This window comes from Collinsella aerofaciens (assembly GCF_028209885.1).
Classification (GTDB): Bacteria; Actinomycetota; Coriobacteriia; order Coriobacteriales; family Coriobacteriaceae; genus Collinsella; species Collinsella aerofaciens_BA.
In genome coordinates this window covers 16,901-42,902 of the sequence record NZ_JAQLEM010000015.1, presented here as the reverse complement: position 1 = coordinate 42,902, position 26,002 = coordinate 16,901, and the positions used below count along the sequence as shown (strand labels likewise).

Here is a 26,002-nt window from a genome sequence, read left to right as displayed (position 1 = left end):
GACAGTCCCTTTGTCGCATCCTCAATGGGCCGGCGACTCGGTCCAAACCACGGTAACCCTGCGAGCGCCCGGCAATGTGGCGCCGCAAAAAATGAAAGGAATGTGTCAGATGTACGAGATCGACCTTAACCTCCCTAAGCAGATCGTCGCTGACGTCCTGTCCAACCACGAGATCCACAGCGTCGCCTTCGTCGGCTGCGGTGCCTCCATGTCCGACCTTTACCCCGCCAAGTACTTCCTGGCCAACAACACGGACAAGCTGAACGTTCAGATCTTCACCGCTAACGAGTTCAACTACGACACGCCTTCCTGGGTCAACGAGCACACCTTCGTGATCACCTGCTCCCTCGGTGGCTCCACGCCCGAGACCGTCGAGGCCAACAAGACCGCCAAGAAGCACAACTGCCCGGTCGTCTCCCTTACCAACAAGGCTGGCTCCGCTCTGACCGTCGACGCTGACTACGTCATCGTTCACGGCTTCCACGCCAACTTCGCTGCCAAGTGCGAGAAGCCCGGCTATGCCATCGCTCTTGCTGTCGAGATCCTTCAGCAGACCGAGGGTTATGACCACTACGAGGACATGATCACCGGCCTCACCAACGTCTTCGAGCTCTGCGAGAACGCCGCTCAGTCCTGCAAGAAACTCGCCAAGAAGTTCGCCGAGGACTTCAAGGACGACAAGATGATCTACTTCATGGCTTCCGGTGCCTCCGAGAAGATGGCTTATTCTCACGCTGCCTTCCTGTTCACCGAGATGCAGTGGATCGACGCCGCCGCCTACAACACCGGCGAGTACTTCCACGGCCCGTTCGAGGTTTCCACCGAGGGTAAGCCCTACGTCTTCTTCATGTCCGATGGCGCCACCCGTCCGATGGACGCCCGCGCCCTCACCTTCCTTGAGCGCATGGGCGCCAAGGTCGCTCTGATCGACTCCAAGGACTACGGCCTGGCTGACGCCGTGCCCGCGAGCGTCGTCACCTACTTCAACCCGCTGCTGCACCTCGCCGTTATGCGCGAGTACGGCAACCAGATCGCCGAGGCCCGTCAGCACCCGCTGACCATGCGTCGCTACATGTGGAAGCTTTCCTACTAATCACAAGTAAGTAGACCTTACGGGTTGATTGAGAGGGGATGGGGTTTGCGCCCCGTCCCCTTTTTTGCTTTGGGGAGGGCGTATCCGTCGCGCCACAAAACCCCAGATAAAACCTACCAAAATAAACCTGTCCCTTTTTGGCAGGTGGGAGGAGATGCGTATGATCAAAGCAGTGCTGTTTGACATGGACGGCGTGCTGGTCGATACCGAGTGGTTCTACAACCGTCGTCGCGTGGCGTTTATGGAGGAGAAGGGGTTCCACTTTGACGAGATCCCCGATCTTTCGGGGTCTAACGAGCCGGCCATTTGGGAGGCGCTGGTGCCCGACGATGTTGAGCTGCGCGAGCGTCTGCGCGTGGAGTACAAGCAGGTCTATAGCCCGGACCATCCCGTTCCGTATGCCGAGCTGCTCAACGAGCAGACGGAGCCGGTGATGCGCAAGCTGCACGAGCGCGGCGTGAAGTGCGTCATCGCAAGCTCGTCCTATCGCGAGCTCATTGACGAGCTGGTGGGGATTGCCGGTATCGCCGACGTGCTGGACTACACCATCAGCGGTCACGAGTGCAGTGCGTTTAAGCCCGACCCCGAGATCTACCTGCGTGCCATGGAGGCGCTGGGGGTGGAGCCTGCCGAGTGCCTGGTTATCGAGGATTCGCCTTTGGGGATCGAGGCTGGCAAACGTTCCGGCGCCCGCGTCCTGGCACTGCGTCCGCACGAGGGCGTCAACCTCGATCAATCGCGAGCCGATGCCGTTATTGATAATCTGACCGACATTTTGGCCGCTGTGTAGTGTCAATCCGCCGCGAGAAGCACGGGTTCAAACGTTTTTTGCGGTGGACTGGCTCAATTTGGTTTCGATTTTGATCCGTTTGGCTTCGATTCGGACTAAGTGAGTAGACTTTTTGGCGCAGGCCGAGCACAATGCATATCTTCCTTTGTAAAACCGCAGGTCACAGGGGTGGCGGTTTTGGGTGTGCTCGGCAGATCGTAAAAAGTCTACTCACTTGGAATTTTGCCCTTTGGTCGTGGGGGTTGCTGGTCCCGTTTTGGTTGTCGAGGGAGGTTGAATTGAAGCGCCCCCGCACGCTCCATGCTACAATCGCGGGCATGCCCCACAACCACATCTGCCTTCGAAAGGAGCCTACGTGGCGAACGCCATCGATCAGCTCACGGACCGCGTGCTCATGCTCGGCCGCCTCACCATCGTCCGCCGTGCCATTACTGCCGTGGCGGTCACAATTTCTGCCGTCCTCCAGACATTCCTGATCCAGGCGTTCATTCAGCCCGCCGACCTGCTTCCGAGCGGTCTCACCGGCGTCGCGGTCCTGCTCGATCGCGTTACCTCGCTGGGCGGCGTTCACATCGACATTTCGCTCGGTATGCTCGCGCTCAACATCCCCGTGGCGCTCCTATGTTGGAGCGGCATTAGCAAGCGCTTCGTCATCTTCTCGATGATGCAGGTCGTGCTCTCATCGCTGTTCCTCAACGTCTTTCACTTCGCGCCGTTTTTGGGCGACAAGATCATGCTCATCATTTTTGGCGGCGTGGTCTCGGGTCTGGGCGCTGCCATCGCGCTTAAATCCGGCGCATCCACCGGCGGCACCGACTTTATCGCGCTGTGGGTTTCCAACCACACGGGCAAGACCATCTGGGGCGTCATCTTTGGTTTCAACTGCTTTATCCTGGCGATCTTTGGCTTTATGTTTGGCTGGGACAAGGCGGCGTATTCCATCGTGTTCCAGTTTATTTCGACCAAGACTATCGACAGTTTCTATCGTCGCTACGATCGCGTGACGCTGCAGATTACGACGCGCAAGGCAGACGAGGTCATGACTGCCTACGTAAACCATTTTCAGCACGGCATTAGCTGCGCCGAGGTCGTCGGCGGATACAGCCGCGAAAAGATGTACCTGCTGAACACCGTTGTTTCGACCTACGAGAGCCAGGACATTATCAAGTTGGTGTGCGACGTTGATCCCGGCGCCGTGATCAACGTGTTCCACACGCTCAACTTTGTGGGCGGCTGGTGGGGCGGTCATGTCGACGAGCCCATGCCCACGGCCGTTCCCGATCCCGACAAGCCCGCACGCATGGCCAGCAGGCAGGCGCGCCTCAGCGAACAGGACAGCCTGCAGCAGGATGACGGCAAGTAGGGTATTGGCATTTTGCCGGTCCTGCGCAACCCATCCGAACGAGCCTCCCGAAAGCCCCGTTGCTTTCGAGGGCTCTCGTTTGCCCAGATAAAACCTACCAAAATGAAGCTGTCGCTTTTTGGTAGGGAGGGTGTATCGTTTTATCAATATGAGGTAACATGAAACTAGACGTTATATACGTATTAGAAATTTAGCTATTTTGATAAGAGTGATCAGATATGCCTGCGCCCAAAAATGCACCGCTTTACCAGCAGATTTATGACGAAATCAAGGATGCGATCGAGAAAGGTGTTTATGCACCCAAGGAGCGTATTCCGTCCGAGCTTGAACTAGCCGAGCAGTACGAGGTGAGCCGTATTACGGTGCGCCGCGCTGTCGAGGAGCTGTGCTCCGATGGTTACCTGGTTAAGCAGCAGGGCCGCGGCACCTTTGTCTCCACGCCGCACATCAACCGCCAGTTTCACGCCTCGACGCTGCAGACGTTTACCGCGCTGTGTGCCGGCAACGGCATGAAGGCCGGTGCGCACGTGATCGATCGCCAGATCGTTCCGGCGCGCCAAAACGAGATGGAGTTCTTTGGCCTGCAGAAGGATGCGCTGCTGCTGCATATCAAGCGCGTGCGTACGGCCGACGGCGAGCCCATCTTTGAGGAGAACATCTTTGTGCCGTTTGACGCCTACCGTGAGCTGTTGACGGCCGATCTTGAGGACAAGTCGATTTTTGCCGAGGTCGAGCGTGTTGGCGGAACGCCGATTGTCTCGGTTGGCTACCGTACGGTCGAGGCCGTTCGAGCTAACGCCGAGCAGGCGGCCGAGCTGGGCATTGCTCCGCACGATCCGCTGCTCAACCTGCGTGCCGGCTTTACCGGTCCCAATGGAGAGCCGGTCCTGATGGGTAAGCAGTACTACGTGGGCAGCCGCTACGTTATGGTCATGTAGGGCTGGTTCCGCCGTTCTGACGAACGGCGGACCGGTCGACGCTGCAAACGTCCCTAAGCGGCAATCTGCAGAATGAGCGTGGATAATCTCCCGTTTTTGGCTCGGTGACGGCCTCAAAGTGGGAGATTATCCACGCTCATCCGGAAAGTGTCCGAAAATCCACGCTCGTCCGCCTTGGATCGTATTGCCCGTGGCCGGCAGCCGGGCGACGCCGGTCCGCGTGGCGGCGTATAATCGGCGGCAGATGACTTGGACGTTAGGAAACCATGACCGATAACATGCAGCAGATGGCGCTCGACACGCTCGGCGCCTATTTTGGCTACACCTCGTTTCGCCCGGGACAGGACCGCATGGTCGATGCAATCCTTGCCGGTCGCGATGCGCTGGGCGTGATGCCCACGGGCGCCGGCAAGTCCATTTGCTACCAGGTGCCCGCGCTCATGCTGCCTGGCATCACCTTTGTGGTGAGTCCGCTGCTGTCGCTTATGGAGGACCAGACCCGTGCGTTGCTCGCGGCGGGTGCGCGACCCAGCTATCTCAACTCCAGCCTTACTCCGGCCCAGCAAAACACCGTGCTCAAGCGAGCGCGCGAGGGCCGCTACCAGCTTATGTACGTGGCGCCCGAGCGCCTGCTCGAGCCGCGTTTTTTAGCCTTTGCGCAGGAGGCCGCAGCGGACGGCGGCATTGGCGTGCCGCTCGTGGCCATTGACGAGGCCCACTGCGTGAGCCAATGGGGCCAGGATTTCCGCCCCGCCTACCTACAGATTCGCGAGTTCATCGATTCCCTGCCGCAGCGCCCCATCGTGGCGGCCTTTACCGCTACGGCGACCGAGCGTGTGCGCGCGGACATTCAGCAGATGCTCGGCCTGCAAAACCCCGCGACGGTGGTGACGGGCTTCGATCGCAAGAACCTCTACTTTGGCTGCGAGGAGATGGGCGACAAGGCCAAGGCCGCGTGGGTGCGCGACTATGTGATTGCGCATTCGAGCGAGAGCGGCATCGTGTATTGCTCGACCCGTAAGACGGTCGATGCGCTGGCAGGCGAGCTTGCCGAGGCGCTGGGCCCCAGCGGCATTCGCGTTGGCCGCTACCATGCCGGCATGGGCAACGACGCCCGCCGGCAAAGCCAGCGCGCCTTTATCGACGACGATATCCAGGTGATGGTTGCCACCAACGCTTTTGGCATGGGCATCGACAAGCCCAACGTGCGCTACGTGATCCACAACAACGTGCCCGAGAGTATCGAGGCCTACTACCAGGAGGCGGGCCGCGCCGGTCGTGACGGCGACCCGGCCAGCTGCCACTTGCTGTGGAACGGCAACGATTTTCGCATGCGCCGTTTTCTGATCGATCGCGGCGACGCTGCCGACGAGGCACTTGACGACGAGCAACGCGCGTGGGCGCTCCAGAATCGATATCGTCTGCTCAGCCAGATGGAGGGCTACTGCAATACCACCGGCTGTCTGCGCGAATACATGCTGCGCTACTTTGGCGACGAGGCCGCGGCCGAGCATGCTGCCGCGGCTGGTGCGGGCGCCACCGCCACGGATGACGCCGAGGGTTGCGGCAACTGCAGCAACTGCCTCACACAGTTCGAGGTCGAGGACGTCACCGACATGGCCCGCGCCGCCGTGCAATATGTGGCCACGCGCCCCATGCGCTTTGGCAAGTCGCTGATCGCCGACGTGCTTCACGGCGGCAACACCGAGCGCATTCGCCAGATGCATCTGGACGAGGATCGCGGCTACGGTGAGCTGTCGAGCGAATCGGTCGGGCGCATCAAGGACATCATCGGCCAGCTGTGCGGGCGGGGCTACCTGGCCACCTCGCAGGGCCAGTATCCGGTCGTGGGTCTGGGCCCGCGTGCCGGCGAGGTCGAGGACGAGACGTTCGCCTTTACCGTTAAGCGTCGCGCGTCCAAGCGCAAGGCCTCGGCCCGTGCCCGCCGTGCGGTGGATTTGCTGCGCGAGGAGGCCGAGCTGGATCAGCGACCGCGCGTGGGCGACGACGCCGAGCTGTTTGAGCGCCTACGGGCACTCCGCAAGGAGATCTCGACCGAGCTGGAGATGGCACCGTACATGGTCTTCTCTGACAAGGCCCTGCGCGGCCTGTGCCGTCTACGTCCTCAGACGCGCGACGAGCTTATCCAGGTCAACGGCATCGGCGAGAAAAAGGCCGACGCCTTTGGCGAGCAGTTTATGGCGGCGATAGAAGAGTTTGAATCCGAGCATGCACGGGATGGAGCGTAACGATGGCATCCGACGATAAAACCGAGCGCACTGAGGTGTCCGCCGTGCCGCTGTACCAGCAGGTAATGGACGACCTAAAAGGCGAGATCGCGCGTGGCGTGTACGCATCCGGCTCGCGCATTCCTTCCGAGATGGAGCTCGCGAAGTACTACGGCGTGGGACGCATCACCGTGCGTCGCGCCATCGAGGAGCTGTCGCGCGCGGGGTATCTCAACCGCCAGCAGGGGAGGGGCACGTTTGTGTGCGCGCCCAAGCTCAAGCGCAAGATTGTCCAGAAGGGTGACGTTCAGAGCTTTTCCGAGGGTTGTGCTGCCAACGACATGGTGGCCGGAGCACGTCTGGTGTCGCGCACGGTGGTTGCGGCGACGCGCGAGGACGCGGCGTTTTTTGGGGTGGAACCCGGCTGCGAGCTCATCGTTGTCGAGCGCGTGCGCACGGCAGACGGCGTGCCCGTCATGCTCGAGAACAACGCCTTTGTGCTGGCCGACCATCCCTATCTGCAGACGCTTGCCGACAAGGACCTCACGAACAATTCCATCTTTGCGCTCGTTGCCGAGCATTCGGGCCGCGCGCCGCTCAAATCCGACCCCTGCACCGTGGAGATTGCGCTTGCCGATGCTCAGGCAGCCCCGCTGCTGGAGGTGCCGGTCGGCGAGCCGCTCTTCTATATGGAGGCGTACTTTACCGATGCGGGCGAGCGACCCTTGCTGCTCGGACGCCAAAAGATCGTGGGCTCGCGCTACGTGTTCGACATCTAACGTCCACAGATAGAACAATATAGAACAAGTTTGGTAAAATGACTTCACGAGCGTCGTCGTGCGTGTTATAAATAGGACAACATAGAACGACCGCAGGTACGAGCTGTCGTCGTTCAAAACCGTCACACAAGGAAGGCCATCACCATGAACGCACACGATCTGATTCAGGAAATTATCGAGCGCAAGGGCAAGATTGTGAACGTCTTTTGGATCGCCTGCGGCGGTTCGATGATCGACCTGATGCCGGCCAACGAGCTGCTCAAGCGCGAGGCAACCACGTTTACCTCGACGGTCTACACGGCGCGCGAGTTTTGCCTGATGGCCCCCAAGAGTCTTGGCGAGAAGTCACTCGTCATCGCCTGCAGCCACAGCGGCAACACGCAGGAGGTCGTTGACGGCTGCGAGATGGCGCTGGCAGCCGGCGCCGAGGTCGTGGCCATGACCGACTGCGAGGGCTCCAAGATCGATAACGGCAAGTGGACCACCTGGGTCTATCCGTGGGGCGAAGGCGTGCCGCAGGCCGAGGTCCCGCAGGGTATCGGCGCTCTGATCGCCGCCGAGCTGCTCGACCAGCAGGAGGGTTACGAGGCGCTCGCCGACATGTACGAAGGCCTTAAGCAGATGGATGCGCTGCTGCCCGCCGCACGCGAGAAGGTCAACGCCGAGCTGGGCGCCCGCTTTGCCGAGCTCTGCCAGCAGCACAAGTTCTTCTATATCCTGGGCTCCGGACCCAACTTTAGCCAGACCTACGCCATGGCCATCTGCTCGCTCATGGAGATGCAATGGCAGCACTGCTGCTATATCCACTCCGGCGAGTACTTCCACGGCCCCTTCGAGGCTACCGAGCCCGGCGTGTCCTACTTTGTGCAGCTTGGATCGGGCGAGTGCCGCCCCATGGAGGAGCGAGCGCTGGCGTTCCTCAACACGCACACCGACACGATCATGGTACTCGACGCGCTCGAGTACGGCGTGGGCGAGGTGCCCGCCAGCGTGCGTTCGTACCTGGAGCCGATCTTCTTCTACAACATGAGCTGCGAGCTGCGCGCCGCGCGCGGCAAGGTGTTCGACCACAGCCCCGAGGTTCGTCGCTACATGGGCATCGAACAGTACTAGGTAACGGGAAAAGCATTCACCTTCGATTCGCAAGCGTGTCGCGGCCCGCTTTACATTGTGTCCGTATGAGTGAGTTGTCGCATCAACCGGAGGACTACTTGGCGTCGTAGGCCTCGGCGTCCCACCAGTCGAGCTGGGCGATGTTATCGCGGATGTGCTGGCAGCTCTTGTGGAAGCCCTCGAGCTCGTGCTCGGACAGGTCCAGCGTGTAGACCTCCTCGACACCCTCGGCACCGATCACGCACGGCAGGGAGGTAAAGATGCCCTCCTCGCCATACTGGCCGGTCATAAGCGTAGAGGCCGAAAGCACGGCGTGCTCGTTGTGCAACACGGCGGCGCAGACGCGCGCGGCGGAGTTGGCGACGGCGTACTCGGTGCACTGCTTGCCCTGGTAGGTTACGTAGCCGCCCTTGCGTGCGAGTTCCTCGACCTCCATGTGGTCAAAGGCGTACTTGTCGGGGTTCTCGGCCTGAAGCTCGTTAAGGCTCTTGCCGGCGATGGTTGCGGCCTTAAAGGCGGCCAGCTGGCTAAAGCCGTGCTCGCCGATCATGTAGGCGTCGATAGACTTGGGGCTCACGCCGACCTTCTTGGAGATCTCGGTGCGCAGGCGGGCGGAGTCCAGACCGCAGCCCGAGCCGATGATCTTCTTGGGATCGTAGCCGGTCAGGTGCCACAGCTCGGTGCACACGACGTCGCAGGGGTTGGAGATGCTCACGAAGATGCCGTCAAAGCCGGCATTGACGATGCGTTTGGCAAAGGTGCGGGCGGCGTCGGTGGTAAAGAACAGTTCGCCGTCGCGGTTGCCAGCGGCCAGCGCGACCTTGCCGGCGGCGTTGACGATGACATCGCAGCAGGCCAGCTCCTCGTAGTGGTCGTAGCAGTTGACGATTTTGGTGTTGTACGGGACAAACGAAAGGGAGTCGCGCAGGTCCTGGACCTCGGACGTCACCTTGGCCTCGTTGAAATCGCAGAGGTACAGCTCATCGGCAATGCCCTGCATGAGCAGGCTGTTGGCGACATGTGCTCCTACGTGGCCCTGGCCGACCACACCGATCTTACGCGTCTGGTACATATACGTATCCTTTCGGCCGAGTTTTTCGCGTCGAACCATTGTAGCGTCCTGCTGCCACTTTGCTAGGCTAAAGCGCCGTAGATTTTTGGGACACGCCTTAATCTCTACTTTTGGAGTGATTTGGGCCGCTGACGGTGTCTCGGGGCGATGCACTCGCGCGGATGGGGCCGCTCGTTGTACCATAGCTGCAACTGACTCGTAAGGAGCATCCATGCCCATTCGTATTCCCGACGCCCTTCCTGCTGCCGCGCAGCTCGAGAGCGAGAACATCTTTGTCATGACCGAGTATCGCGCGCTGCACCAAGACATCCGTCCGCTGCGCGTGCTCATCCTCAACCTCATGCCCACCAAGATCGCCACCGAGACGCAGATCATGCGCAAACTCTCCAATACGCCGTTGCAGGTGGAGGTGGACCTGCTGCGCACCAAAACGCACGAGGCCACGCACGTGAGTGCCGGCCACCTGGAGACGTTCTACCGCACGTTCGACGACATCCGCGATATCCACTACGACGGCTTGATCATCACGGGCGCGCCGGTGGAGCAGATGCCGTTCGAGGAGGTCGACTACTGGCCCGAACTCTGCCAGATCATGGATTGGTCCACCACGCACGTGCACTCTACGCTGCACATTTGTTGGGGTGCGCAGGCCGGCCTGTACCATCATTACGGTATCCAGAAGTACGACCTGCCGGCCAAGGCGAGCGGCGTGTTCGAGCATTATCTGGTGAAGCCGCAAAGCCCGCTGGTCCGCGGCTTCGACGACCGTTTCTATGCCGTGCATTCGCGCAACACCGACGTGCGCCGCGAGGACGTGGAGGCTGAGCCGCAGCTTGAGGTCGTGGCCGTGTCCGACGAGGTGGGCCTGTACATCGTCAAGTCGACCGATAGCCGCCGCTTCTTTGTCTTTGGCCATCCCGAGTACGACACCGACACGCTGCGCCTGGAGTACGAGCGCGACGTGAAGCGCGGACTCAACCCTCAGGTGCCGGCGCATTACTTCCCGGGCGACGACCCCACCGCCGAGCCGCGCAACGTCTGGCGCAGCCAGGCTCAGCTGTTCTACACCAACTGGCTCAACTACTACGTCTACCAGACCACGCCCTACGACCTGGCCCGCGCCGGCGAGGAACACTAGGCCGTCGGGAGGTGCGCCAGCCGTTAGGCGCTGATGATGTGGGGTAGCGGCAGGTCGTGGGCATCGGTGGGAACATGGTCGACACGCTGCTCGTCAAAGGCGATGCCGATGATTTGACATGCGGGCGAGAGCGTGGGCAGGTAGCGGTCGTAGCAGCCGCCGCCGTAGCCCAGGCGCGCGCCGGCGCGGTCGAAGGCTACAAGCGGCACGATAATCATGTCGAGAGCTTCGGCAGGCACGATAGGGAAGTGGTCGCTGTCGACGTCCGTGGCCGCGAAGGCCCGCGTGGGGTGGGCGATAAACGGAGCCGCGGACGCATCGTCGGCAGAGATTGCCCGCATACACATGCGCTGGCCACAAGCCACGGTGTCAGCTGCCGAGAGCATGCACGGATAGGCCACGCGCCAGCCATGTTTTGCGGCCGCTGCGGCAAACGCGGCGGGGTCGATTTCGGAACCTATGGCGGCATAGACGGCAACGGTGCGCGGGGCCGCGGGATCCGAGCTGCCCAGTAACTCAACGAGTCGCGCGCATACAGCAGCAGACTTTGCCGCCCGCATATCCAAATCAAGAGCGTCGCGCCGGGCAATCACCGTCCGCCGCAGCTCGGCCTTATCCATCCCAGCCTCCTCTAGCAAACCTGCCAAAAAGGGACAGGTTTATTTTGGCAGGTTTTATCTGGGCAAACGTCGAAGCCGCCACAAAGGCGCCCTGTGTGGCGGCTTCGACTCGACGTTGGCTTCACAGCGCCGCAGCGATCGCTTCAGTCACAAACTTATTGAGTGACTCACCCTTCTTTGCCGCTGCCAGCGCTGCTTGCTTGTGGAGCTCAGAGCCCGTTCTTACGTTGAACGAGCCCTTAAAAGCCCGCTCGGGTTCCTTGCCCTTCTCGGCGCAAAACTCAAGGTAATCGTCGACGGCGTCGTGGAAGCATTGCTCCACTTCTTCAGCCGTGGAGCCTTCAAATACGATTGCGTCCCTAATGCCGGCGACCATACCTGTTAGCACATGCTGTTCGGCATCGAACTCGACCGGGGCGAAATAACCCTTGTATGCCAAAACGTTACTCATGACTACCTCCGACATCTTGCAGAAAGCGAACGATGTTTCGAATGGTCCCCGCTGTCAATTCGTCAGATGGATGAGGTGCGTGCATTACGAACATCCTGCCATCTGATGGCCTGTAGAAGCGAACGCGCGATCCGGACGTCTTGCCTTTGCTGTCCATTTCAAAGCCATATGAAGCCATAACTTTAAGAAAGTCAGCAAATCTATACGTTGAAGGACAGCTAAGCAGCTGGGCGATGAGTTTATCGGATCGAGTCATCCCGCCTCACATTCTGCAACTATATTCTAGTTGCAATTTCAGTTCGATGCAAGCACCTCTACTATAGAACATGTGTGCGTATAGAACAAGTGTTCGAACTACCACGAAGGGCGCCTGTGAACTGCGCCCTTCGTGGTAGTTTTGCTTGCCGTGCCTTAGCCCAGCAGGTCGACTACGTTAAAGCCGGCGTTGCTCTTGGCGATGACGTCTCGGCCGCCAAAAACACAGGTTGGCGATTCGGCCGCAATGCGCGTCACGTCGGCACCGAGCGAGCGAAGCTCACCGGGCGTGGCGGCGAGCATCTGGGCGCGGCGCTCCTCGCGTGCGTGCGGATCGAGCCCGGCCAGGTAGGTCGTGTTGCGGCGCTTGGTGAGCGCGTACGGCTTCACCGGCGCGTCCATGCCGCTCACGCAGCTTACGATAAAGCCCTCAAAGGCAGCCTCGTCGGGCTCAAAGCTGCCGAGCCATTCGCCTGCGCGCGCCACACGCTCAATCGAGGGGTCGATTGCTGGGTCGCGGTAGGTGTAGAACGCCGTCTGGCGCTCGCCGGCTGCGCGGAATCCGCAGCCGTACGCACCGCCCTTCACGCGAATCTCGTTCCACAGGTAGTCGTAGGAGAGCGCGTTGGCGGCAACCGCCCAGGCGCCCGTCACGTCGATGCCCAGGCGACGCGGGTCGGACGCGCTTGCCGCAAAGCAGATATCGCTGGGGATGACGAAAGCCTCGTGGCGGTCGCGCGGCGTCGGCACCACGAGAGCGTCGCGGCCGGCATCGGCACCATCGCCCGCACCTAGCCCCAGGTCGCCCGCGGCATCCCAGTATGCGTCAAAGTCCTCGTTGCTGCCGGTAAAGCTCGCCATGCAGCCATCGGCCACAAAGATGCGCTCCGCCAGCTCGGCAAGCTTGGTACGCAGCCCGTCCACGCGCTCGTCAAAGTGCTCGAGCAGATTGCGCAGGAACAGGTAGAAATCTACGCCCGAAAGCTGCTCGCGCACCACGGCCGAAGGCGAGCTGTAGCTCATCGCGCGACCCAGCGCCGCCGAGTGGCCGTTGTTGATAAAGCCCTGCTCAAGCCCAATGCGAATCTGCGTGAGCACGTCGCGAACGCGGTCGGCGTCGGCATCGAGCAAAAGCGTGCTCGACCACACCTCGCGCGGCAGGCTTGCCAGTGCGTCGATCTTTTCGGACAGGGCGCCGGCGCTCACCAGCAGGTAGGGGCGCACGTCGTCCACGTCGGGCTGCGTCATGACCTCGGTCGTAAAGCTCAAAAAGCCGAGCTTGCCGGCGAGCAAGTTGTCGAGTTCCTCGGCCGAGTGCTCGCGCGTGGGCAGCTGCTTGAGCAGGCGGCAGAGCAACGTCACGTAGGGCAGGTCCTCAAATGCGACGCAGCTCAGGTCGAAGTACTGCATGGCGTAGGCCAGGCGGTTAGTGGGGATGCCATGGCGCAGGCAGGGGATGGGCGCGGTTGTGTCCACAACGAGCGGCGGCTCGGGGCGTGCCTCGCCAATGTCGGACACGCGCAGGCGCGGTAGCGTGGCCTTGGCCTCGGGCGTGTCCTCGGCCTCCTGCGCGGCACGCAGCGCGGCCGTGCGCTCGGTCACGTCCGCCAGCTCGGCATCGGTCATGGCGTCGCGCTTGGCAGCTAGCTCGGCAGCTTCGGCACTCTCCGCACCCTCGGCAGCGTCCACCGGCACCAGCTCGACCAGCGCCATGTGATCGTTTTCCAGCACGAGCTCGCGCAACAGGTCCTCAAAGTAAGTGCCGTTCAGCTCGCCGCGCAGCTTCTCGTACACCGGGCCGTACTTGAGCGCCAGCGTCGCGGCGTCGTCATCGTAGAGCCACGTGCTCAGTGCGTCGCACGCAATGGCCACGCCGTCGGCGATGCCATAGTCGCGCTGGCGCAGGTCGTATTCGTTGCTGCTGATGATGGCCTCCAGGCGCTCGCGCGGAACGCCGTGCTCACACAGGTCGCGGCAGGCGTCTTGGAACACGCGACGCAGCTCGCGCGCCACGCCGGGCTGCGCGTTTTGCAGCATGATGAGCTCGTAGGGCTGCAGGCTCTCGGCCGCGGTGTAGCTCACCACGTTGCCGCCCAGGCCGGCGGCCAGAATGGCCTTCTTAACCGGCGCTTCGTTGGAGCCCAGCAGTGCCTCAAACAGGATGTCCGCCGCGATCGTGCGCTTGCGATCGAGCGCACTGCCCAGCACCAGGCCCAGGCCCACCAGGGCGTTCTCGGGCGTGGTGGCCATCTCGATGCGCTTGTACTCGCAGGTCACGGGTACCTGCACGCCCAGTGGATTGGGTGCCAGCGCGGACGGGTCCTCGCCGGCGGCAACGGCGGCGTCCATGCGGCGGCTCGCAGCGCTCGGCTGCGACAGATAGCGCTCGTCCAAAAACGCCAGCGCGCGGTCCACATCCAGGTCGCCGTAGAGCGTTATATAAGAGTTGGAAGGATTGTAGTGGCGCGCGTGCGTGTCCAGGAACTGCTCGTAGGTGAGCGCGGGAATCGCGCGCGGGTCGCCACCGCTCTCGTGTGCATAGGCGGTGTCGGGATAGAGCGCGGCGTTGACGGCATCGTCCAGCACACTCATGGGGTCGGACAGCGCACCTTTCATCTCGTTGAACACCACGCCGTTATAGCGCAGCGTGCCCTCGCGCAGGCTCGCGGAGCCGCCCTCGCCCTCGCCCTCGACGCTCTCCGGCAGGTCCAGCTCGTAGTGCCAGCCCTCCTGCTCAAAAATGGTGGGCTTGGTATAGATGGCCGGGTTGAACACCGCGTCCAGGTACACGTCCATCAGGTTGTACAGATCCTGCTCGTTGGTGGTGGCAACGGGGTAGATGGTCTTGTCGGGGTAGGTCATGGCGTTGAGAAACGTCTGCATGGAGCTCTTGATCAGATCGACAAACGGCTCCTTGACGGGGAACTTAGCCGATCCGCACAGCACCGAGTGCTCAAGAATATGGAACACGCCGGTGGAATCGGCCGGCGGCGTCTTAAAGCCAATGGCAAAGGCCTTGTTTTCGTCGTCGCATGCCAGGTACAGCAGGCGAGCGCCCGAGGCAGTGTGTCGCAGCACGTAAGCGTCCGAGTCGAGCTCGGGCACGGTCTCGCGGTGCTCGACGGCAAAGCCGTGGCAGGTAGTGCCGGGCACCAGCAGTGTAGCGGCTGCGGCGCGCGGGTCGGTTGAGGTGGTGGGCATATGCAGTCTCCTTTGACGCCCCAGCGGGGGCGAATCGAGTCGAATCCTCGAGAGTATACCCATATGGGGCCGCGACCCTGCGGCGAACTGGAGACGATGCAGCCGGATTGGGCATAGGTCCCGCGTGCCCGCCGCACGAGCGTGGAAAATTGGACACTCGCCAAACGAGAGTGGATATTCGGACGGACGAGCGAGGATTTCCGGATACCTATCGAACGAGAGTGGATATTTGGACGGAATTTGCCGCAAAAGCCCCAAAAACCGTCCAAATATCCACTCTCGATATCCGACCGTCCGAAAATCCTCGCTCGTCCATCACTCGCGTATCTCTCGTCTCTCATTCGTCTCTAATATGAGAGATGACAGGAAGATGAGAGAAAAATATGAGAGATAACTGAGCAGCAAAGAGACAGGCAATCATGGTATTGTCTCAATACCGATTGTTCTACCAGCAAAAATATGTATAAATGAAGCAAATGGTAGACATTCCATCTCTATCTATCTCTTATCTCTAAGCCGAGAGATAGAGAGATAGATGAGAGATAATTACGAGAGATAACTGAGAGACGAGGGAAATCTATCCGTGGCATTCTCCGCAGGACCGAGCGAAAGGACGTGCAGATGAACGAAAACGAGCTGACCGGTCTGCTTGAGTCTTTAAGGCGTATGGGCTCGGATGATCTTAACGTCGAAGTGAAGGAGAGCGCCACGACGCTTTCCCGCGACGTGTGGGAAACGGTGAGCGCATTCGCGAACACTGCCGGCGGAATCATCGTGCTCGGAGTGAGTGAGCGCGCAGGTTTTGTCCCGGTTGAGAACTTCGAGACCGAGAAAGTGCTCAACCAATTTGTGTCAGGCATGGGTGATGCGGGCGGTCGAGGAAAGCTGGCCAATCCGCCTAAATACACAATCGAGCGAGTGGAGCTTCAGGGCGTCATCGTTCTCGTCATTACGATTGAGGAGCTCGATCCGTCGAGCAAGCCCTGCTATGTCATAGAGCGGGGCGCCCAGGGCGGCAGCTACAAGCGCATCGATGACAAAGATGTGCCGCTTTCATCGACCGAGGTGCTCGCATTGGCGTCATGCGGTCGAGCGACTCCGAGCGATCGCGACGCGGTGGCGGGTGCGGGCGCGGACGATCTCGACGAGACGCTGGTCGACCGTACGATAGATCGGGCTTTCTCGTTGACGCCCCGGGCAATGCGCGGCGCGCCGGACAAACAAACGAAGCTGGAGCGCCTAAATATCCTTGATTCCCAGGACAATGTCACCAAGGCTGGACTCCTAGTTGTGGGCACCTACCCTCAGCAGTTCTATCCCAAGCTCTTCATTGACGTGGCTGTCCATGCGGGAACTCAGAAGGGCATGGCGGGGTCGCTGAGATTCATGGACCGCACAATCTGTGAGGGAACGTTGGGCGAGATGATCTCGGATGCCGTCGCAGCCGTCGCCAAGAATTTGCGGCGAACCTCGACCGTCCAAGGCGTCTCGCGTGTCGACTCGCTTGAGATTCCCGAGGAGGTTCTGCGCGAGGCAATCGCCAACGCCGTAATCCATCGAGAATACGGGGATCGGTTCTGTGGACAATCGATTGCCGTCGACGTCTTTGACGATCGTGTCGAGGTGACGAATCCTGGCGGCCTTTACGGGGGAAAGACTCGCGAGAACTTGTTTGACGGCAGCTCCCGATGCCGTAACGCGACGCTTGTGAAGCTCATGTCGATTGTCCCGCTGCCGGATGGCGCAGGTTCGCCGGCTGAGGGCAATGGCTCGGGCATCCCGATGATGATCGATGCCATGCGCGCGCATGGTCTGGCCGAGCCCCTGTTCTGCCCGGGATTCGATCGGTTCAAGGTCGTACTTTACCGTTCAAAGATCGAGCCGGTCGATCATGGCGGGGGCTTAATTGTGACGGCACTCAAACACTACGGCGAGCTGGGGACGCGCGAGCTGGTAGAGCACACAGGGCTCACAATTTCCCAGGTTAGGTCGCGCGTCAACGCGCTCATTGCTCAAGGCGAGCTTGAGCCCACGGCGCCGGCGACGAGCCGCAACCGCAAGTATCGACTGTCGGAGCGCGTGGGATAGATGCGTTAGTGGACGAGGCGACCCAATAATCGACCCTCGATTGGCGTCCATTAAGGTAAAGCGGTTGTTGCCCAGTCGACGGTGATGCTAAAGGCTCGGCTTACGCCGGCATGGCCCCGAACCCGTCTATCAAGAACAGCCTAAGAACCAGCTTGATGACATTTCCCGGTTTGACTTCAGCCGTGCCAAAAACGCTGCGCTCGGCGAGCTCGCTGCAGTATGCGTAGATATCGCGGATGAGTTCCGCGCCCGAAAGCGTAAACATGTAGCCTGCGTCCGAAAGCGCATTGGGCGCGGCGGGCAACTTGGCCATGTGGCAAAAGGTCAACAGGTCGGGTGCCATAGCGTCCTGGTAGCCAAGATGGCTGCCGTCTTCTTGTGCGGCGAGTTCCAGCTGGCGTACTCGATCCAGCGCCACTGCCAGCACAAAGCTCGGCGTAGGCGCATTGACGTCCTGAGTGGTCGCCACAAGCCTGCCTGCTGCCTGCGTGACAAGCCAGGCGACCTCGCGCTGGCAACGCACGGCCTTGCGCGTCACCGGCTTGATGGACGAAGAAGAAACGCTCCCCTTAGGCGGATTCGAAGCAGCCATAAGACCCTCCCATGAACAATCCGGCCCAACAAGCCCGGATGAAACACGTGCTACATCAGTATACAGGGGAGTGGGATGAAAAAAACGGAGTCGACAGCGTGAACTGTCGGCTCCGGATTGCTTGCCTTAGAGGCCGTACACTTCGACCATAGCTTCGCCAATGCGATGGGGCACGCCGGTGACGAGTGCGTTGCCCATGCAGAAGGCTCGATGGCCGTCGGTCATGCCCGTATCGGTCCAGCCTTTCGGGAATCCCTGAAGCTGATCGAGCTCGTCGGGAACAAGACGGCGGAAACGGCCATCGGGACATTCGATGACGTGCTTGAAGCGGCTCGCTCCTGTGCCGCCTTCTCCTGTGAGGATGGTGCGGCTCGGCTTGTCGGTGGCATCCGGGAAGCTCATGGCTCCCTCGGAATACGTGTACGTAAAGCCTGTCTTTTTGTTAATGCGCTCTTCGCGCTTGCTGCCCTTAAGGTAGCGCCAGTCGGGAAGCTTTTCGTCGGAGATGTAGAACTGCTCCGGGACATCAGCTTCGTCGACAAGCACGTCGCCAAGCACGTGGCGCTTACCGTGATAGTCTTCGGCAAAGTCGCAGGTCAGAACATGACAGCCCTGCATGACGCCAGCATTCTTGAATTGAGAGGTCTTTTGGCCGACGCCAAAACGAGTTGAGTTCTCGTAGGGGTCGGGTAAAACGTCGAGCTCGGACATCTCGTCGGGATAGATGGCGGGGAAGGCTTTAGCCATGACGCCGTTGTGCATGCGATCAACGAGATCAACCTTGCCAGCGTCCTTTTCGCAGAAGATATAAACACGCTTGCGACGCTGGGGGAAACCGTATTCGGCAGAGTTGACCACGCGCCATTCGACCGTGTAGTCGAGGTCGGCAAGACAGCTTAGGATGATGGCGAAGTCGCGACCGCGTTGAGACGCGGGCGACTTGAGCAGGCGGTCGACGTTCTCAAAGAGACCGAACTTGGGCTTCTTCATTTCGAGGAAGTGATAGATGTCCCACCAGAGGACACCCTTCTTTCCTTCGATGCCGTGTGCCTGATTGAGCGGACGCGCGACAGAGTAGTCTTGACAGGGGAAACCGCCAACGACCATTTGGACATTGGGGATTTCGATTTCGCCCGCTTCGGCTTGTTCCAAGACCCTATTAATGTCTTCGTTGACAACGGAATCATCGCCGAAGCGATCCATGTAGCAACGGGCCGCGAACTGACGCGCTTTGGTTCCGGGCGGTTCCCACTGATTTGCCCAAATGGTGCGGAAGGGGCCGGCTGGTTTCATATAAAACTCGGGATGTCGAGGGTCGGCATAGCCTTCGAGACCTAAACGAAATCCACCGACGCCCGCAAAAAGCTCGGCAATATTAATCTCAGACACGTTTCTCCAATCGCTGCTGTGTCCGTTTATGGTGCTCACAACAATAGCCGATCGAGGGGACAAGATCAAGACCTCAATTTTCTGGGCGTTAGTAGTTGCTCTGAACTACTATGGGGTTAGTTGCGAGTTTCGGAGGTATCCCGTGTCCAAGAAGCGCCTCGATTTCAAGCGCATGCTTGACGATACTGATTTTTCTGACCCTTCAAGCATTGAGCGCTACGCTGCCAATCTCGACGGCATGACGTTCCGCGATATTCTCGAGCTCGGTATTGCCCCGGAAGGGGAGAGTGCGCCCAAGGACTTTGGCTCCAAAAAGTACAAAGGCGGTATGGGTACTCTTATCGAGGAGCGCTACTTTGGCTACAAGGCCAATAGCGACGACCGTCCCGATTTTCCCGAGGCGGGCGTTGAGCTCAAGGCAACGTGTTTCGATGTGCTCAAGAATGGCCGTAAGTCTGCGGGTGAGCGTCTTGTCCTGACCATGATCCCTTACGACCGTCCTGTTTCGCTCGACTATGACAATTCTCACCTCAAGACTAAGCTCAGCAATATTCTGTTGATTTATTACGGCCGAGATCGTTCTATCGACAAATATGACCAGCGTATCGAGCGCGCTGTCATGGTGCGTCTTCCCGAAAAAGACATGAAAATCATTCGCGCCGACTACGAGAAGATTATTTCCTATATTCAGGATGGCCGTGCGGACGAGCTTTCAGAAGGCATGACGACTTATCTGGGTGCTTGCACGAAGGGCGCAACTGAGGCCACGATGTGGGCGGACCAGTATTATGAATACTTCAATACCGATACGGGTGAGATTGAGCGTCATCGCGCAAAGCGTCGCGCCTTTTCCCTCAAGCGCTCGTATATGGACTATGTGCTCCATACTTATGTCCTCGGTGCTCCGCGAGTCGGGGAGAGCATTGTTCAGGACGATGGCAAGTCTATCGATTTCGAAAGTTACGTAACTGGACTTATCGAGCAACACTATGGCGAAACTGATCGTCAGATTGCGGAGCAATACGGGTTGGAGTACACGGGCAATAAGGCGCAATGGACAACGCTCGTCTATCGTATGCTCGGAATCAAAAACAATGCTGCCGAGGAATTCGTCAAGGCAGGCATTTCCGTCCGAACCGTTCGAGTTAACAACAGGGGGCACATCGAACAAGCTATGTCGTTCCCACCGTTTGAGTTCAAGCGTTTAATTGAGGAAGACTGGGAAACGTCGCCTTTTCATGCATGCCTTGAGACTAATCGCTTCTTCTTCGTTGTGTTTCGCGAGGACCACGATGGCGTGCTGCGTCTCGACCGTTGTTTGTTCTGGGCGATGGGAGAAAACGAAATCGAAGGCCCTGCGAAAGCTTGTTGGGATGAGACGCGAAAGGTAATACGTGAGGGCGTTGAGCTCAATCCGTATCGGGATGCGAGCGGAAAGCTCAAAGTGACTAACAATCTGCCCGGTATGGCGGACAACCCAATTGTTCACGTTCGTCCGCATACGTCAAAAGCGGCTTACAAGTTTGCCGATGGAACAGAGATCGGTGACATCGCAAGGAATGCTTACGAACTGCCCGACGGGCGTTGGATGACGAAGCAATCGTTCTGGTTCAACAAGGGCTACCTGGAGCATATTCTGGGGCTGTAGCGTTTTCGCATGGGATTCTCAACGGCGTTCTGTTCGTAACGTCGCTATTTCTGATCGCGGCTCCGCCTCGCCATTACCTATGACGAGGCGGAGCCGTAGCTTTGATGACTAAATTGCCAGTCAAGATAATCAAATGAGCTGAGATGCACCGCCCTACGCCCGCAGCGCTCCAATGGGGAACGCGTAGACATCGTGCTCGGCGCGTTATGCTTCGCACTTCCTCATTTCTATAAAGGGTTTTCTCCAACTAATTTGAAAATGGTGACGCATATGCAGCTGACGGAAAGTCAATACATGTAATATTACAAGTATCAGACTGTCAGGAGGTAATGATGGATGAAAAGCCGCTATATCTTCAGGTTGAAGACCGTTTAAAGGCGAATATTGAATCGGGTGCCTGGGGGCCTGGTGAGCAAGTCCCGGGAGAACAGATTTTGTGCAAGCAGTTTGGCGTCAGCCGCGTGACGCTGCGACACGCATTGGCGAATCTTGTAAATGAAGGCCTGATGGTAAAAGAGCATGGGCGAGGCACATTCGTTGCAGATAACGAGAGTACGTCTGCTGCTTCTGACGGACATGCACGTTCTTCTGTCAGCTTTTCCGATCTTTGCCGATTGCAGGGAAAGGAGCCGTCTGCACGGATTGTGTCCGCCTCTCTCGAAGCGGATTGTCCAAAGGAAGTGGTTTCATTTCTGGGCCTAGACAATTCGCCTGCTTTTAAGCTCTGTCGCGTTAGGTTTTCTGATGGTAGGCCGGTACTGTCCGAAACCAATTACTTTCGAGCTTCCTTCGCGTTCTTGGCCGAACACGATCTCGAAGGGTCTTTATACGAACTTTTGCAGCGCCATGGCGTGATGCCGGGGGAACTTACTCGTCGTATAGGAATTGTCTATGCGGACGATCGAGACGCTGAGCTCCTCAAGGTCGACCTTGGTTCGGCTCTGCTATTCAATAGGTCCTTCGTTAAAGATTCGGAAGGGCATCCGCTGCATGTTGCCGATCAGCATGCCATTGCCGACGATCCGGGTCTTTATCAGTTTTACGCATAGAAGCGCTTGCCGCTTACGACTCTAAACTGCCGTTCGCGGGAAAACGACAGTTTTTTCTTGACTACGCTGCAGCGTGGATTATTCTCTAATTAATACATGTAGTAGGACATGTATTAATACAAAGGAGTAGCGATGAAAGAAGAGAAAATCGTCCAGGACCTGCTCGCCAAGGATTTCCATCCCAAGAACGTTTACTTCGTGGCTTGCGGAGGGTCTCTCCTTGCTCAGTATCCGGCCTTCTACTTGATTCAGCGCGAGGGCAAGGGTATCGACGCACAGATGATTACGAGTAACGAATTCGTGCACGCCACCCCGAAGGCCCTGGATGAGAACTCCATTGCCGTATTCTGCTCGCTCTCGGGAACCCCCGAGACCATGGTGGCGACCGAGGTCGCGAAGAATGCCGGGGCGATTACGATTGCCTATTGCCATGATCCCAATGCCAATATGAGCAAGATTGCTGATTACCACGTCCCCTTTAACACAATCTTTAATCCCGAGACTAAATATATGGAGAGCAACGCCGCTCCTATTCTCAAGCTCGCCTTTGAGATCCTCTCTGCTTTCGATGGCTATGAGTATCTGAATGACGCTAACGCGGCGTTTGATATGCTGCAGGACGTTGTGAATGAGGTCGTTCGTTATATCGAGCCCCGCGCGCAAGAGTTTGCCCGTTCGCACAAGGACGATAAGATTATCGTACCGCTTGCTGGCGGCCCTGCCCTGGGTGTCGGCTATGGTTTCTCCATTTGCAGCTTGATGGAGATGCAATGGGTCCATGCGCCCCTCATCAATACCGGCGAGTTCTTCCATGGGCCGTTTGAGATTGTGGACCGAACTACTCCCTTCGTTCTGTTTATGAGTGATGGCCGAAATCGTTCCAACGATGAGCGTGCAAAGAAGTTCCTTGATGAATATGCCGACCGCGTCACGGTGCTGGATGCGAAGGAGCTCTATATCAATCAATTCCCGGCAAGCGTCTGCGAGTTCTTCAATCACTTTGTGTTTGATGCGGCACAGCGTAGGCTCCTGTCTGCACTCGGGGATATCAGGAAACACGATCTGATGACGCGCCGTTATATGTGGCATGTCGAGTATTAAACGCCTGGTTTTATCGACTCGCTTTTAGGAATGGGTGACAATTATGATCGTCGCAACGAGGGTGGATGAGAGACTTATCCATGGACAGGTTGCCGTATCTTGGCTGTCTGCATTAGGGGCTGATTGCATTCTTGTTGCAAATGACGAGGTTGCTGCAGATGATGCCCAACGCGCAATACTGAAAATGGCAAAGCCTTCTGGATGCAAGCTTGTAATAAAAGGACTTGATGATTCGATTGCGGCGATCAGAAGTGGCATAACGGACAAATACCGTCTGTTTATAGTCGTCAAAACCGTAAAAGATGCTTGCCTTCTCGCTCAAGGGTGCCCAGATATTAAGGCAATTAATCTGGGAAACGTCATACCGAGAGAGGGAACCCGACAAATTAGTCGGTGCGTTTACGTTTCTCCGGACGAAGAGAAGAGCCTTGTTGCGCTTGTTGAGGCGGGAGTCGATATCGTAATTCGGAGTTTGCCAGGAGATAAGGCATTGCGACTGGCGGAGGCTCTGTAGGCCTTTAGCGCAGACAGATATTTGTGCTAAGGAAAGGAGATGCAATGGACATTCTGTTGATCTTTCTTATTTCATGCTTTAGCTACTCGAATTGGTTTCTTGGTAAATCAATGCTTGATAGACCCCTGATAACGGGAACAATTGTGGGTCTCGCATTCGGTGATTTGGCAAGTGGCTGTATTATCGGCGCCACGATTGAGCTGGCCCTTATGGGCGCTCAGGGAATCGGAGCGGCTGCGCCTCCTGACGTGATTTCCGGTGGCATTTTGGGCACTGCGTTTGCGATCATTTCCCATTCAGATGCTGGCGCCGGCGTTGCTTTGGCAATCCCAATTTCAATGCTCGGAATGGTAATCAGGATTTTTTGCTACATCGTTCTGATTCCTCTTATTAATCGCGCCGCCGATGGATATGCCGAACGAGGAGACGTTGACGGGGTGTGCAGGACCCATCTTATCTCTAGCTTCTTCGGGTTCATTATTCCCCAGGCGCTGTATGTGACCGCAGCTTATGCGCTGGGTGCTCCGGTTATGGAAGGCGTACTTGCGGCTATTCCCGAATTTGTCCAGCATGGCTTGACGGTTGCCGCAGGCATTTTGCCCGCCCTCGGCTTTGTCATTCTGCTTAGGACCATCATGGACCGGAAATTGTTGCCTTATTTGATCTTTGGATTCGTTCTCAGTGCGTATCTGGGCTTGCCAATCTTGGGTGTTTCGCTCATCGCCGCCGGAATTGTGCTGTTGATGGTATTTAAAGATCGCGAATCCGCTGTCGCTGTTACGGCTTCTGTGGAAGGAGACGACGATGAGTTCTAAAGAAGGTGGATCGAAAATCACCAAGTCCGATCTCAATAAAAATTTCCTACGCTCAATGACATTCGAGGGGTCCTGGGATTACGAGCGGCAAATGTACCTTGCGAATGCATTTACGCTTGGCCCAATTATCAAGAAGCTGTATCCGTCGAAAGAAGATCGCGCAGACGCATTGAAGCGCCATCTTGAGTTCTTTAACATCACTCCCTATCTCGCGACACTGGTTTGTGGAATTGTGACAGCAATGGAGGAGGTGAAGGCGAACGGCGGAGAAATTGGTGGAGAAGCTATCAGCAATGTGAAGACTTCGCTTATGGGCCCGTTGTCCGGCATTGGCGATTCGTTGTTTCTAACAACTTGGCGTACGGTTACTGCCGGAATTGGCTGCTCCATCGCAATGCAGGGGAACCCGCTCGGCGCTGTCCTATTTTTCTTACTGTTTAACATACCTGCACAAGCCGTGCGCTACATTTGCGCCATTAAAGGTTACGAGATGGGCAGCAAGCTACTCGTTAAGCTGTCCGAGACAAATATCATGAAACGTCTGACGAGACTGACTGGCGTCGTCGGCATGATGGCGGTGGGAGCAATGATTGCCTCAATGGTGAGCGTTACAACTCCGCTGGCTTTCGGTTCGGGCGATGAGGCCCTTGCCATTCAAGGCGTGCTGGATCAGATTATGCCATGCCTGCTTTCGGTAATCGCAACAGCTGTGATTTATTGGGTTATGGGAAAGAAGCCAAATACTGCGGTCGTTCTTGTCTCGATAGTCGTCTTTTCGATTGCATGCTCTGCGGTTGGAATTCTCTAGAGTTGATATCCTTGCTTAGCGTGAGCTGATTGCCATCCGGCTGAGTTTTGGTTCAGGCACTGCCCCCCCCTGCACTGACTCCGATGCGGGGGGGGGTTGTTTCTGTATTTATTCAGTCGGAGTATCGATTATCGATTGTTGGTCAGCTAAGTGTCGGCCTCTCGGTTTCCCGTTAGATATACCTTGCTACCTGGGTATACTCGATTTTCGAGCTTTGCCCTACAGGTAAATTCCCTCGAACAGGCTCTTGTGGAACTCGGCGTGATGGTCGCGTGCCCAGGTAAAGAGCGCCTGGTCAAAGTCGGTGCGCGTGGCCGGGACGCCAAAGACGCCGGCAACTTCGACGCGCACAAACTCCAGTGCCGGCAGCTTGTTGATGGCAGTGAGGGCAAACGGGGACGAGGGCTCTTCGAACAGATAGCGGCTGCCTTGCAACGCGTCACAACTGGTGCACGTGTTGCCGAGCGACGGGGCTTTGGAGGCTCGCGCGCCTACGGGCTTGTAGCCGCAGCGCTTATGAAGGTAGTCGCGGATCTCGCCCGGCACGCAGCCAAGAGCGGGCACGATGGCGAGTGCGTTGGCGTTGGCCGTGTCGATGGCAATGTGCCCGGCTTCGTTGGGCGCGTGCGCGATGGCGATGCTCTCGTCGTTATCGGCTCGATAGGGAATGCCGAAGGCCGCGACCGAGGTCTCTTTGTGACACTTCCAGCACTCGCGCTTGCCCAGTACAAGATATATATACGGCGCTGAGGGGTCGGATCGGTCAACACCGGGCAGCCACTCGGCAAAGGGCTCGGGGTTGACGCCGCTGGGTACATACCAGATCTTCTTGGTCCGGTCCCATTTGGCGCCCAACGCCTTGGCTTCTTCTTTGTGCGAAAAGGGAACATCGAGCTCGGTGCGCATGGTGGCTCCTTGGTGCTGCAGGTGTAAGTGGCTCAAGGATACCGCAGGGTG

23 protein-coding genes are annotated in these 26,002 nt (G+C 58.3%); 15 read left to right on the top strand and 8 right to left on the bottom strand.

What is annotated here, in order from left to right; genetic code table 11:
• The first annotated feature begins 109 nt into the window (after nt 1–109).
• The 7 genes from PMX21_RS05385 (at nt 110) to PMX21_RS05355 (ending at nt 8,304) form a co-directional block, all read left to right on the top strand.
• Complete coding sequence (locus PMX21_RS05385; RefSeq protein ID WP_022095159.1) at nt 110–1,093, top strand: SIS domain-containing protein; 984 nt, start codon at nt 110–112, stop codon at nt 1,091–1,093.
• Between the two features lie 160 nt (nt 1,094–1,253).
• A complete protein-coding gene (locus PMX21_RS05380; RefSeq protein ID WP_271758531.1) occupies nt 1,254–1,883 on the top strand; it encodes an HAD family hydrolase in 630 nt (209 codons plus the stop codon).
• Between the two features lie 355 nt (nt 1,884–2,238).
• Nucleotides 2,239–3,246, top strand: coding sequence for a YitT family protein (locus PMX21_RS05375; protein ID WP_022095157.1), 1,008 nt, complete (start codon nt 2,239–2,241; stop codon nt 3,244–3,246).
• Between the two features lie 218 nt (nt 3,247–3,464).
• Nucleotides 3,465–4,184: a GntR family transcriptional regulator gene (locus PMX21_RS05370; RefSeq protein WP_271758529.1), complete on the top strand. Its 720-nt coding sequence runs from the start codon at nt 3,465–3,467 to the stop codon at nt 4,182–4,184.
• Nucleotides 4,185–4,450: 266 nt separating this feature from the next.
• Nucleotides 4,451–6,433, top strand: a complete 1,983-nt coding sequence (locus PMX21_RS05365; protein ID WP_271758527.1) for a RecQ family ATP-dependent DNA helicase — start codon at nt 4,451–4,453, stop codon at nt 6,431–6,433.
• Between the two features lie 2 nt (nt 6,434–6,435).
• Nucleotides 6,436–7,191 carry a GntR family transcriptional regulator gene (locus tag PMX21_RS05360; protein ID WP_271758525.1) on the top strand — a complete coding sequence of 252 codons (756 nt, stop codon included), beginning with the start codon at nt 6,436–6,438 and terminating at the stop codon, nt 7,189–7,191.
• Between the two features lie 144 nt (nt 7,192–7,335).
• Nucleotides 7,336–8,304, top strand: coding sequence for an SIS domain-containing protein (locus PMX21_RS05355; protein WP_271758523.1), 969 nt, complete (start codon nt 7,336–7,338; stop codon nt 8,302–8,304).
• Nucleotides 8,305–8,398: 94 nt separating this feature from the next.
• Here the strand turns inward: PMX21_RS05355 and PMX21_RS05350 are convergent, their stop codons facing one another.
• Complete coding sequence (locus PMX21_RS05350) at nt 8,399–9,376, bottom strand: L-lactate dehydrogenase (protein ID WP_271758521.1); 978 nt, start codon at nt 9,374–9,376, stop codon at nt 8,399–8,401.
• Nucleotides 9,377–9,587: 211 nt separating this feature from the next.
• Between PMX21_RS05350 and metA the strand changes: the two genes are divergently transcribed.
• Entirely contained in the window at nt 9,588–10,514 is a 927-nt protein-coding gene (gene metA / locus PMX21_RS05345) for a homoserine O-acetyltransferase MetA (RefSeq protein WP_006235124.1), read from the top strand.
• Between the two features lie 23 nt (nt 10,515–10,537).
• Here the strand turns inward: metA and PMX21_RS05340 are convergent, their stop codons facing one another.
• The 4 genes from PMX21_RS05340 to PMX21_RS05330 form a co-directional block, all read right to left on the bottom strand.
• The gene (locus tag PMX21_RS05340; RefSeq protein WP_271758519.1) at nt 10,538–11,134 is read right to left on the bottom strand and encodes a 5-formyltetrahydrofolate cyclo-ligase; all 597 of its coding nucleotides are present in this window, start codon (nt 11,132–11,134) and stop codon (nt 10,538–10,540) included.
• Between the two features lie 121 nt (nt 11,135–11,255).
• Nucleotides 11,256–11,585 (bottom strand): type II toxin-antitoxin system HicB family antitoxin, encoded by a 330-nt coding sequence (locus tag PMX21_RS05335; protein ID WP_022094981.1) that lies wholly within the window; start codon nt 11,583–11,585, stop codon nt 11,256–11,258.
• A complete protein-coding gene (locus PMX21_RS10080; protein ID WP_084591735.1) occupies nt 11,578–11,841 on the bottom strand; it encodes a type II toxin-antitoxin system HicA family toxin in 264 nt (87 codons plus the stop codon). The genes PMX21_RS05335 and PMX21_RS10080 overlap by 8 nt, the downstream gene beginning before the upstream one ends.
• Before the next feature lie 155 nt (nt 11,842–11,996).
• Nucleotides 11,997–15,041, bottom strand: a complete 3,045-nt coding sequence (locus PMX21_RS05330; protein ID WP_271758517.1) for an insulinase family protein — start codon at nt 15,039–15,041, stop codon at nt 11,997–11,999.
• Between the two features lie 621 nt (nt 15,042–15,662).
• Here PMX21_RS05330 and PMX21_RS05325 point away from each other — a divergent pair.
• Complete coding sequence (locus PMX21_RS05325; protein WP_271758515.1) at nt 15,663–17,129, top strand: ATP-binding protein; 1,467 nt, start codon at nt 15,663–15,665, stop codon at nt 17,127–17,129.
• A gap of 100 nt (nt 17,130–17,229) precedes the next feature.
• Here the strand turns inward: PMX21_RS05325 and PMX21_RS05320 are convergent, their stop codons facing one another.
• Nucleotides 17,230–17,721, bottom strand: coding sequence for a hypothetical protein (locus PMX21_RS05320; RefSeq protein WP_195920044.1), 492 nt, complete (start codon nt 17,719–17,721; stop codon nt 17,230–17,232).
• 126 nt (nt 17,722–17,847) lie between these two features.
• Entirely contained in the window at nt 17,848–19,110 is a 1,263-nt protein-coding gene (gene dcm / locus PMX21_RS05315) for a DNA (cytosine-5-)-methyltransferase (RefSeq protein ID WP_271758513.1), read from the bottom strand.
• 142 nt (nt 19,111–19,252) lie between these two features.
• Between dcm and PMX21_RS05310 the strand changes: the two genes are divergently transcribed.
• From PMX21_RS05310 to PMX21_RS05285, 6 genes are all read left to right on the top strand, one after another.
• The gene (locus PMX21_RS05310) at nt 19,253–20,758 is read left to right on the top strand and encodes a Sau3AI family type II restriction endonuclease (protein WP_195920043.1); all 1,506 of its coding nucleotides are present in this window, start codon (nt 19,253–19,255) and stop codon (nt 20,756–20,758) included.
• Nucleotides 20,759–21,090: 332 nt separating this feature from the next.
• The gene (locus tag PMX21_RS05305; RefSeq protein ID WP_158554614.1) at nt 21,091–21,807 is read left to right on the top strand and encodes a GntR family transcriptional regulator; all 717 of its coding nucleotides are present in this window, start codon (nt 21,091–21,093) and stop codon (nt 21,805–21,807) included.
• A gap of 132 nt (nt 21,808–21,939) precedes the next feature.
• Entirely contained in the window at nt 21,940–22,908 is a 969-nt protein-coding gene (locus PMX21_RS05300) for an SIS domain-containing protein (protein ID WP_195920042.1), read from the top strand.
• 43 nt (nt 22,909–22,951) lie between these two features.
• On the top strand, nt 22,952–23,422 hold the full coding sequence (locus PMX21_RS05295) for a PTS sugar transporter subunit IIB (RefSeq protein WP_117746736.1): 471 nt from the start codon (nt 22,952–22,954) through the stop codon (nt 23,420–23,422).
• A 44-nt stretch (nt 23,423–23,466) separates the two neighbouring features.
• Nucleotides 23,467–24,237 carry a PTS mannose/fructose/sorbose/N-acetylgalactosamine transporter subunit IIC gene (locus tag PMX21_RS05290; RefSeq protein ID WP_271758509.1) on the top strand — a complete coding sequence of 257 codons (771 nt, stop codon included), beginning with the start codon at nt 23,467–23,469 and terminating at the stop codon, nt 24,235–24,237.
• The gene (locus tag PMX21_RS05285; protein WP_271758507.1) at nt 24,227–25,045 is read left to right on the top strand and encodes a PTS system mannose/fructose/sorbose family transporter subunit IID; all 819 of its coding nucleotides are present in this window, start codon (nt 24,227–24,229) and stop codon (nt 25,043–25,045) included. The genes PMX21_RS05290 and PMX21_RS05285 overlap by 11 nt, the downstream gene beginning before the upstream one ends.
• A 219-nt stretch (nt 25,046–25,264) precedes the next feature.
• On the opposite strand, the gene PMX21_RS05280 is transcribed toward PMX21_RS05285, so the two are convergent.
• Nucleotides 25,265–25,951 carry a DUF5710 domain-containing protein gene (locus tag PMX21_RS05280; protein ID WP_195920039.1) on the bottom strand — a complete coding sequence of 229 codons (687 nt, stop codon included), beginning with the start codon at nt 25,949–25,951 and terminating at the stop codon, nt 25,265–25,267.
• Nucleotides 25,952–26,002 lie beyond the last annotated feature (51 nt).

Coding starts and splice junctions, on each gene's coding strand:
- PMX21_RS05380 (WP_271758531.1), top strand. CDS start 1,254: ATGATCAAAGCAGTGCTGTTTGACATGGACGGCGTGCTGGTCGATACC.
- PMX21_RS05305 (WP_158554614.1), top strand. CDS start 21,091: ATGGATGAAAAGCCGCTATATCTTCAGGTTGAAGACCGTTTAAAGGCG.
- PMX21_RS05335 (WP_022094981.1), bottom strand. CDS start 11,585: ATGAGTAACGTTTTGGCATACAAGGGTTATTTCGCCCCGGTCGAGTTC.
- PMX21_RS05360 (WP_271758525.1), top strand. CDS start 6,436: ATGGCATCCGACGATAAAACCGAGCGCACTGAGGTGTCCGCCGTGCCG.
- PMX21_RS05295 (WP_117746736.1), top strand. CDS start 22,952: ATGATCGTCGCAACGAGGGTGGATGAGAGACTTATCCATGGACAGGTT.
- PMX21_RS05330 (WP_271758517.1), bottom strand. CDS start 15,041: ATGCCCACCACCTCAACCGACCCGCGCGCCGCAGCCGCTACACTGCTG.
- PMX21_RS05340 (WP_271758519.1), bottom strand. CDS start 11,134: ATGGATAAGGCCGAGCTGCGGCGGACGGTGATTGCCCGGCGCGACGCT.
- PMX21_RS05350 (WP_271758521.1), bottom strand. CDS start 9,376: ATGTACCAGACGCGTAAGATCGGTGTGGTCGGCCAGGGCCACGTAGGA.
- metA (WP_006235124.1), top strand. CDS start 9,588: ATGCCCATTCGTATTCCCGACGCCCTTCCTGCTGCCGCGCAGCTCGAG.
- PMX21_RS05285 (WP_271758507.1), top strand. CDS start 24,227: ATGAGTTCTAAAGAAGGTGGATCGAAAATCACCAAGTCCGATCTCAAT.
- PMX21_RS05370 (WP_271758529.1), top strand. CDS start 3,465: ATGCCTGCGCCCAAAAATGCACCGCTTTACCAGCAGATTTATGACGAA.
- PMX21_RS05355 (WP_271758523.1), top strand. CDS start 7,336: ATGAACGCACACGATCTGATTCAGGAAATTATCGAGCGCAAGGGCAAG.
- PMX21_RS10080 (WP_084591735.1), bottom strand. CDS start 11,841: ATGACTCGATCCGATAAACTCATCGCCCAGCTGCTTAGCTGTCCTTCA.
- PMX21_RS05320 (WP_195920044.1), bottom strand. CDS start 17,721: ATGGCTGCTTCGAATCCGCCTAAGGGGAGCGTTTCTTCTTCGTCCATC.
- PMX21_RS05280 (WP_195920039.1), bottom strand. CDS start 25,951: ATGCGCACCGAGCTCGATGTTCCCTTTTCGCACAAAGAAGAAGCCAAG.
- PMX21_RS05300 (WP_195920042.1), top strand. CDS start 21,940: ATGAAAGAAGAGAAAATCGTCCAGGACCTGCTCGCCAAGGATTTCCAT.
- PMX21_RS05325 (WP_271758515.1), top strand. CDS start 15,663: ATGAACGAAAACGAGCTGACCGGTCTGCTTGAGTCTTTAAGGCGTATG.
- PMX21_RS05290 (WP_271758509.1), top strand. CDS start 23,467: ATGGACATTCTGTTGATCTTTCTTATTTCATGCTTTAGCTACTCGAAT.
- PMX21_RS05385 (WP_022095159.1), top strand. CDS start 110: ATGTACGAGATCGACCTTAACCTCCCTAAGCAGATCGTCGCTGACGTC.
- PMX21_RS05365 (WP_271758527.1), top strand. CDS start 4,451: ATGACCGATAACATGCAGCAGATGGCGCTCGACACGCTCGGCGCCTAT.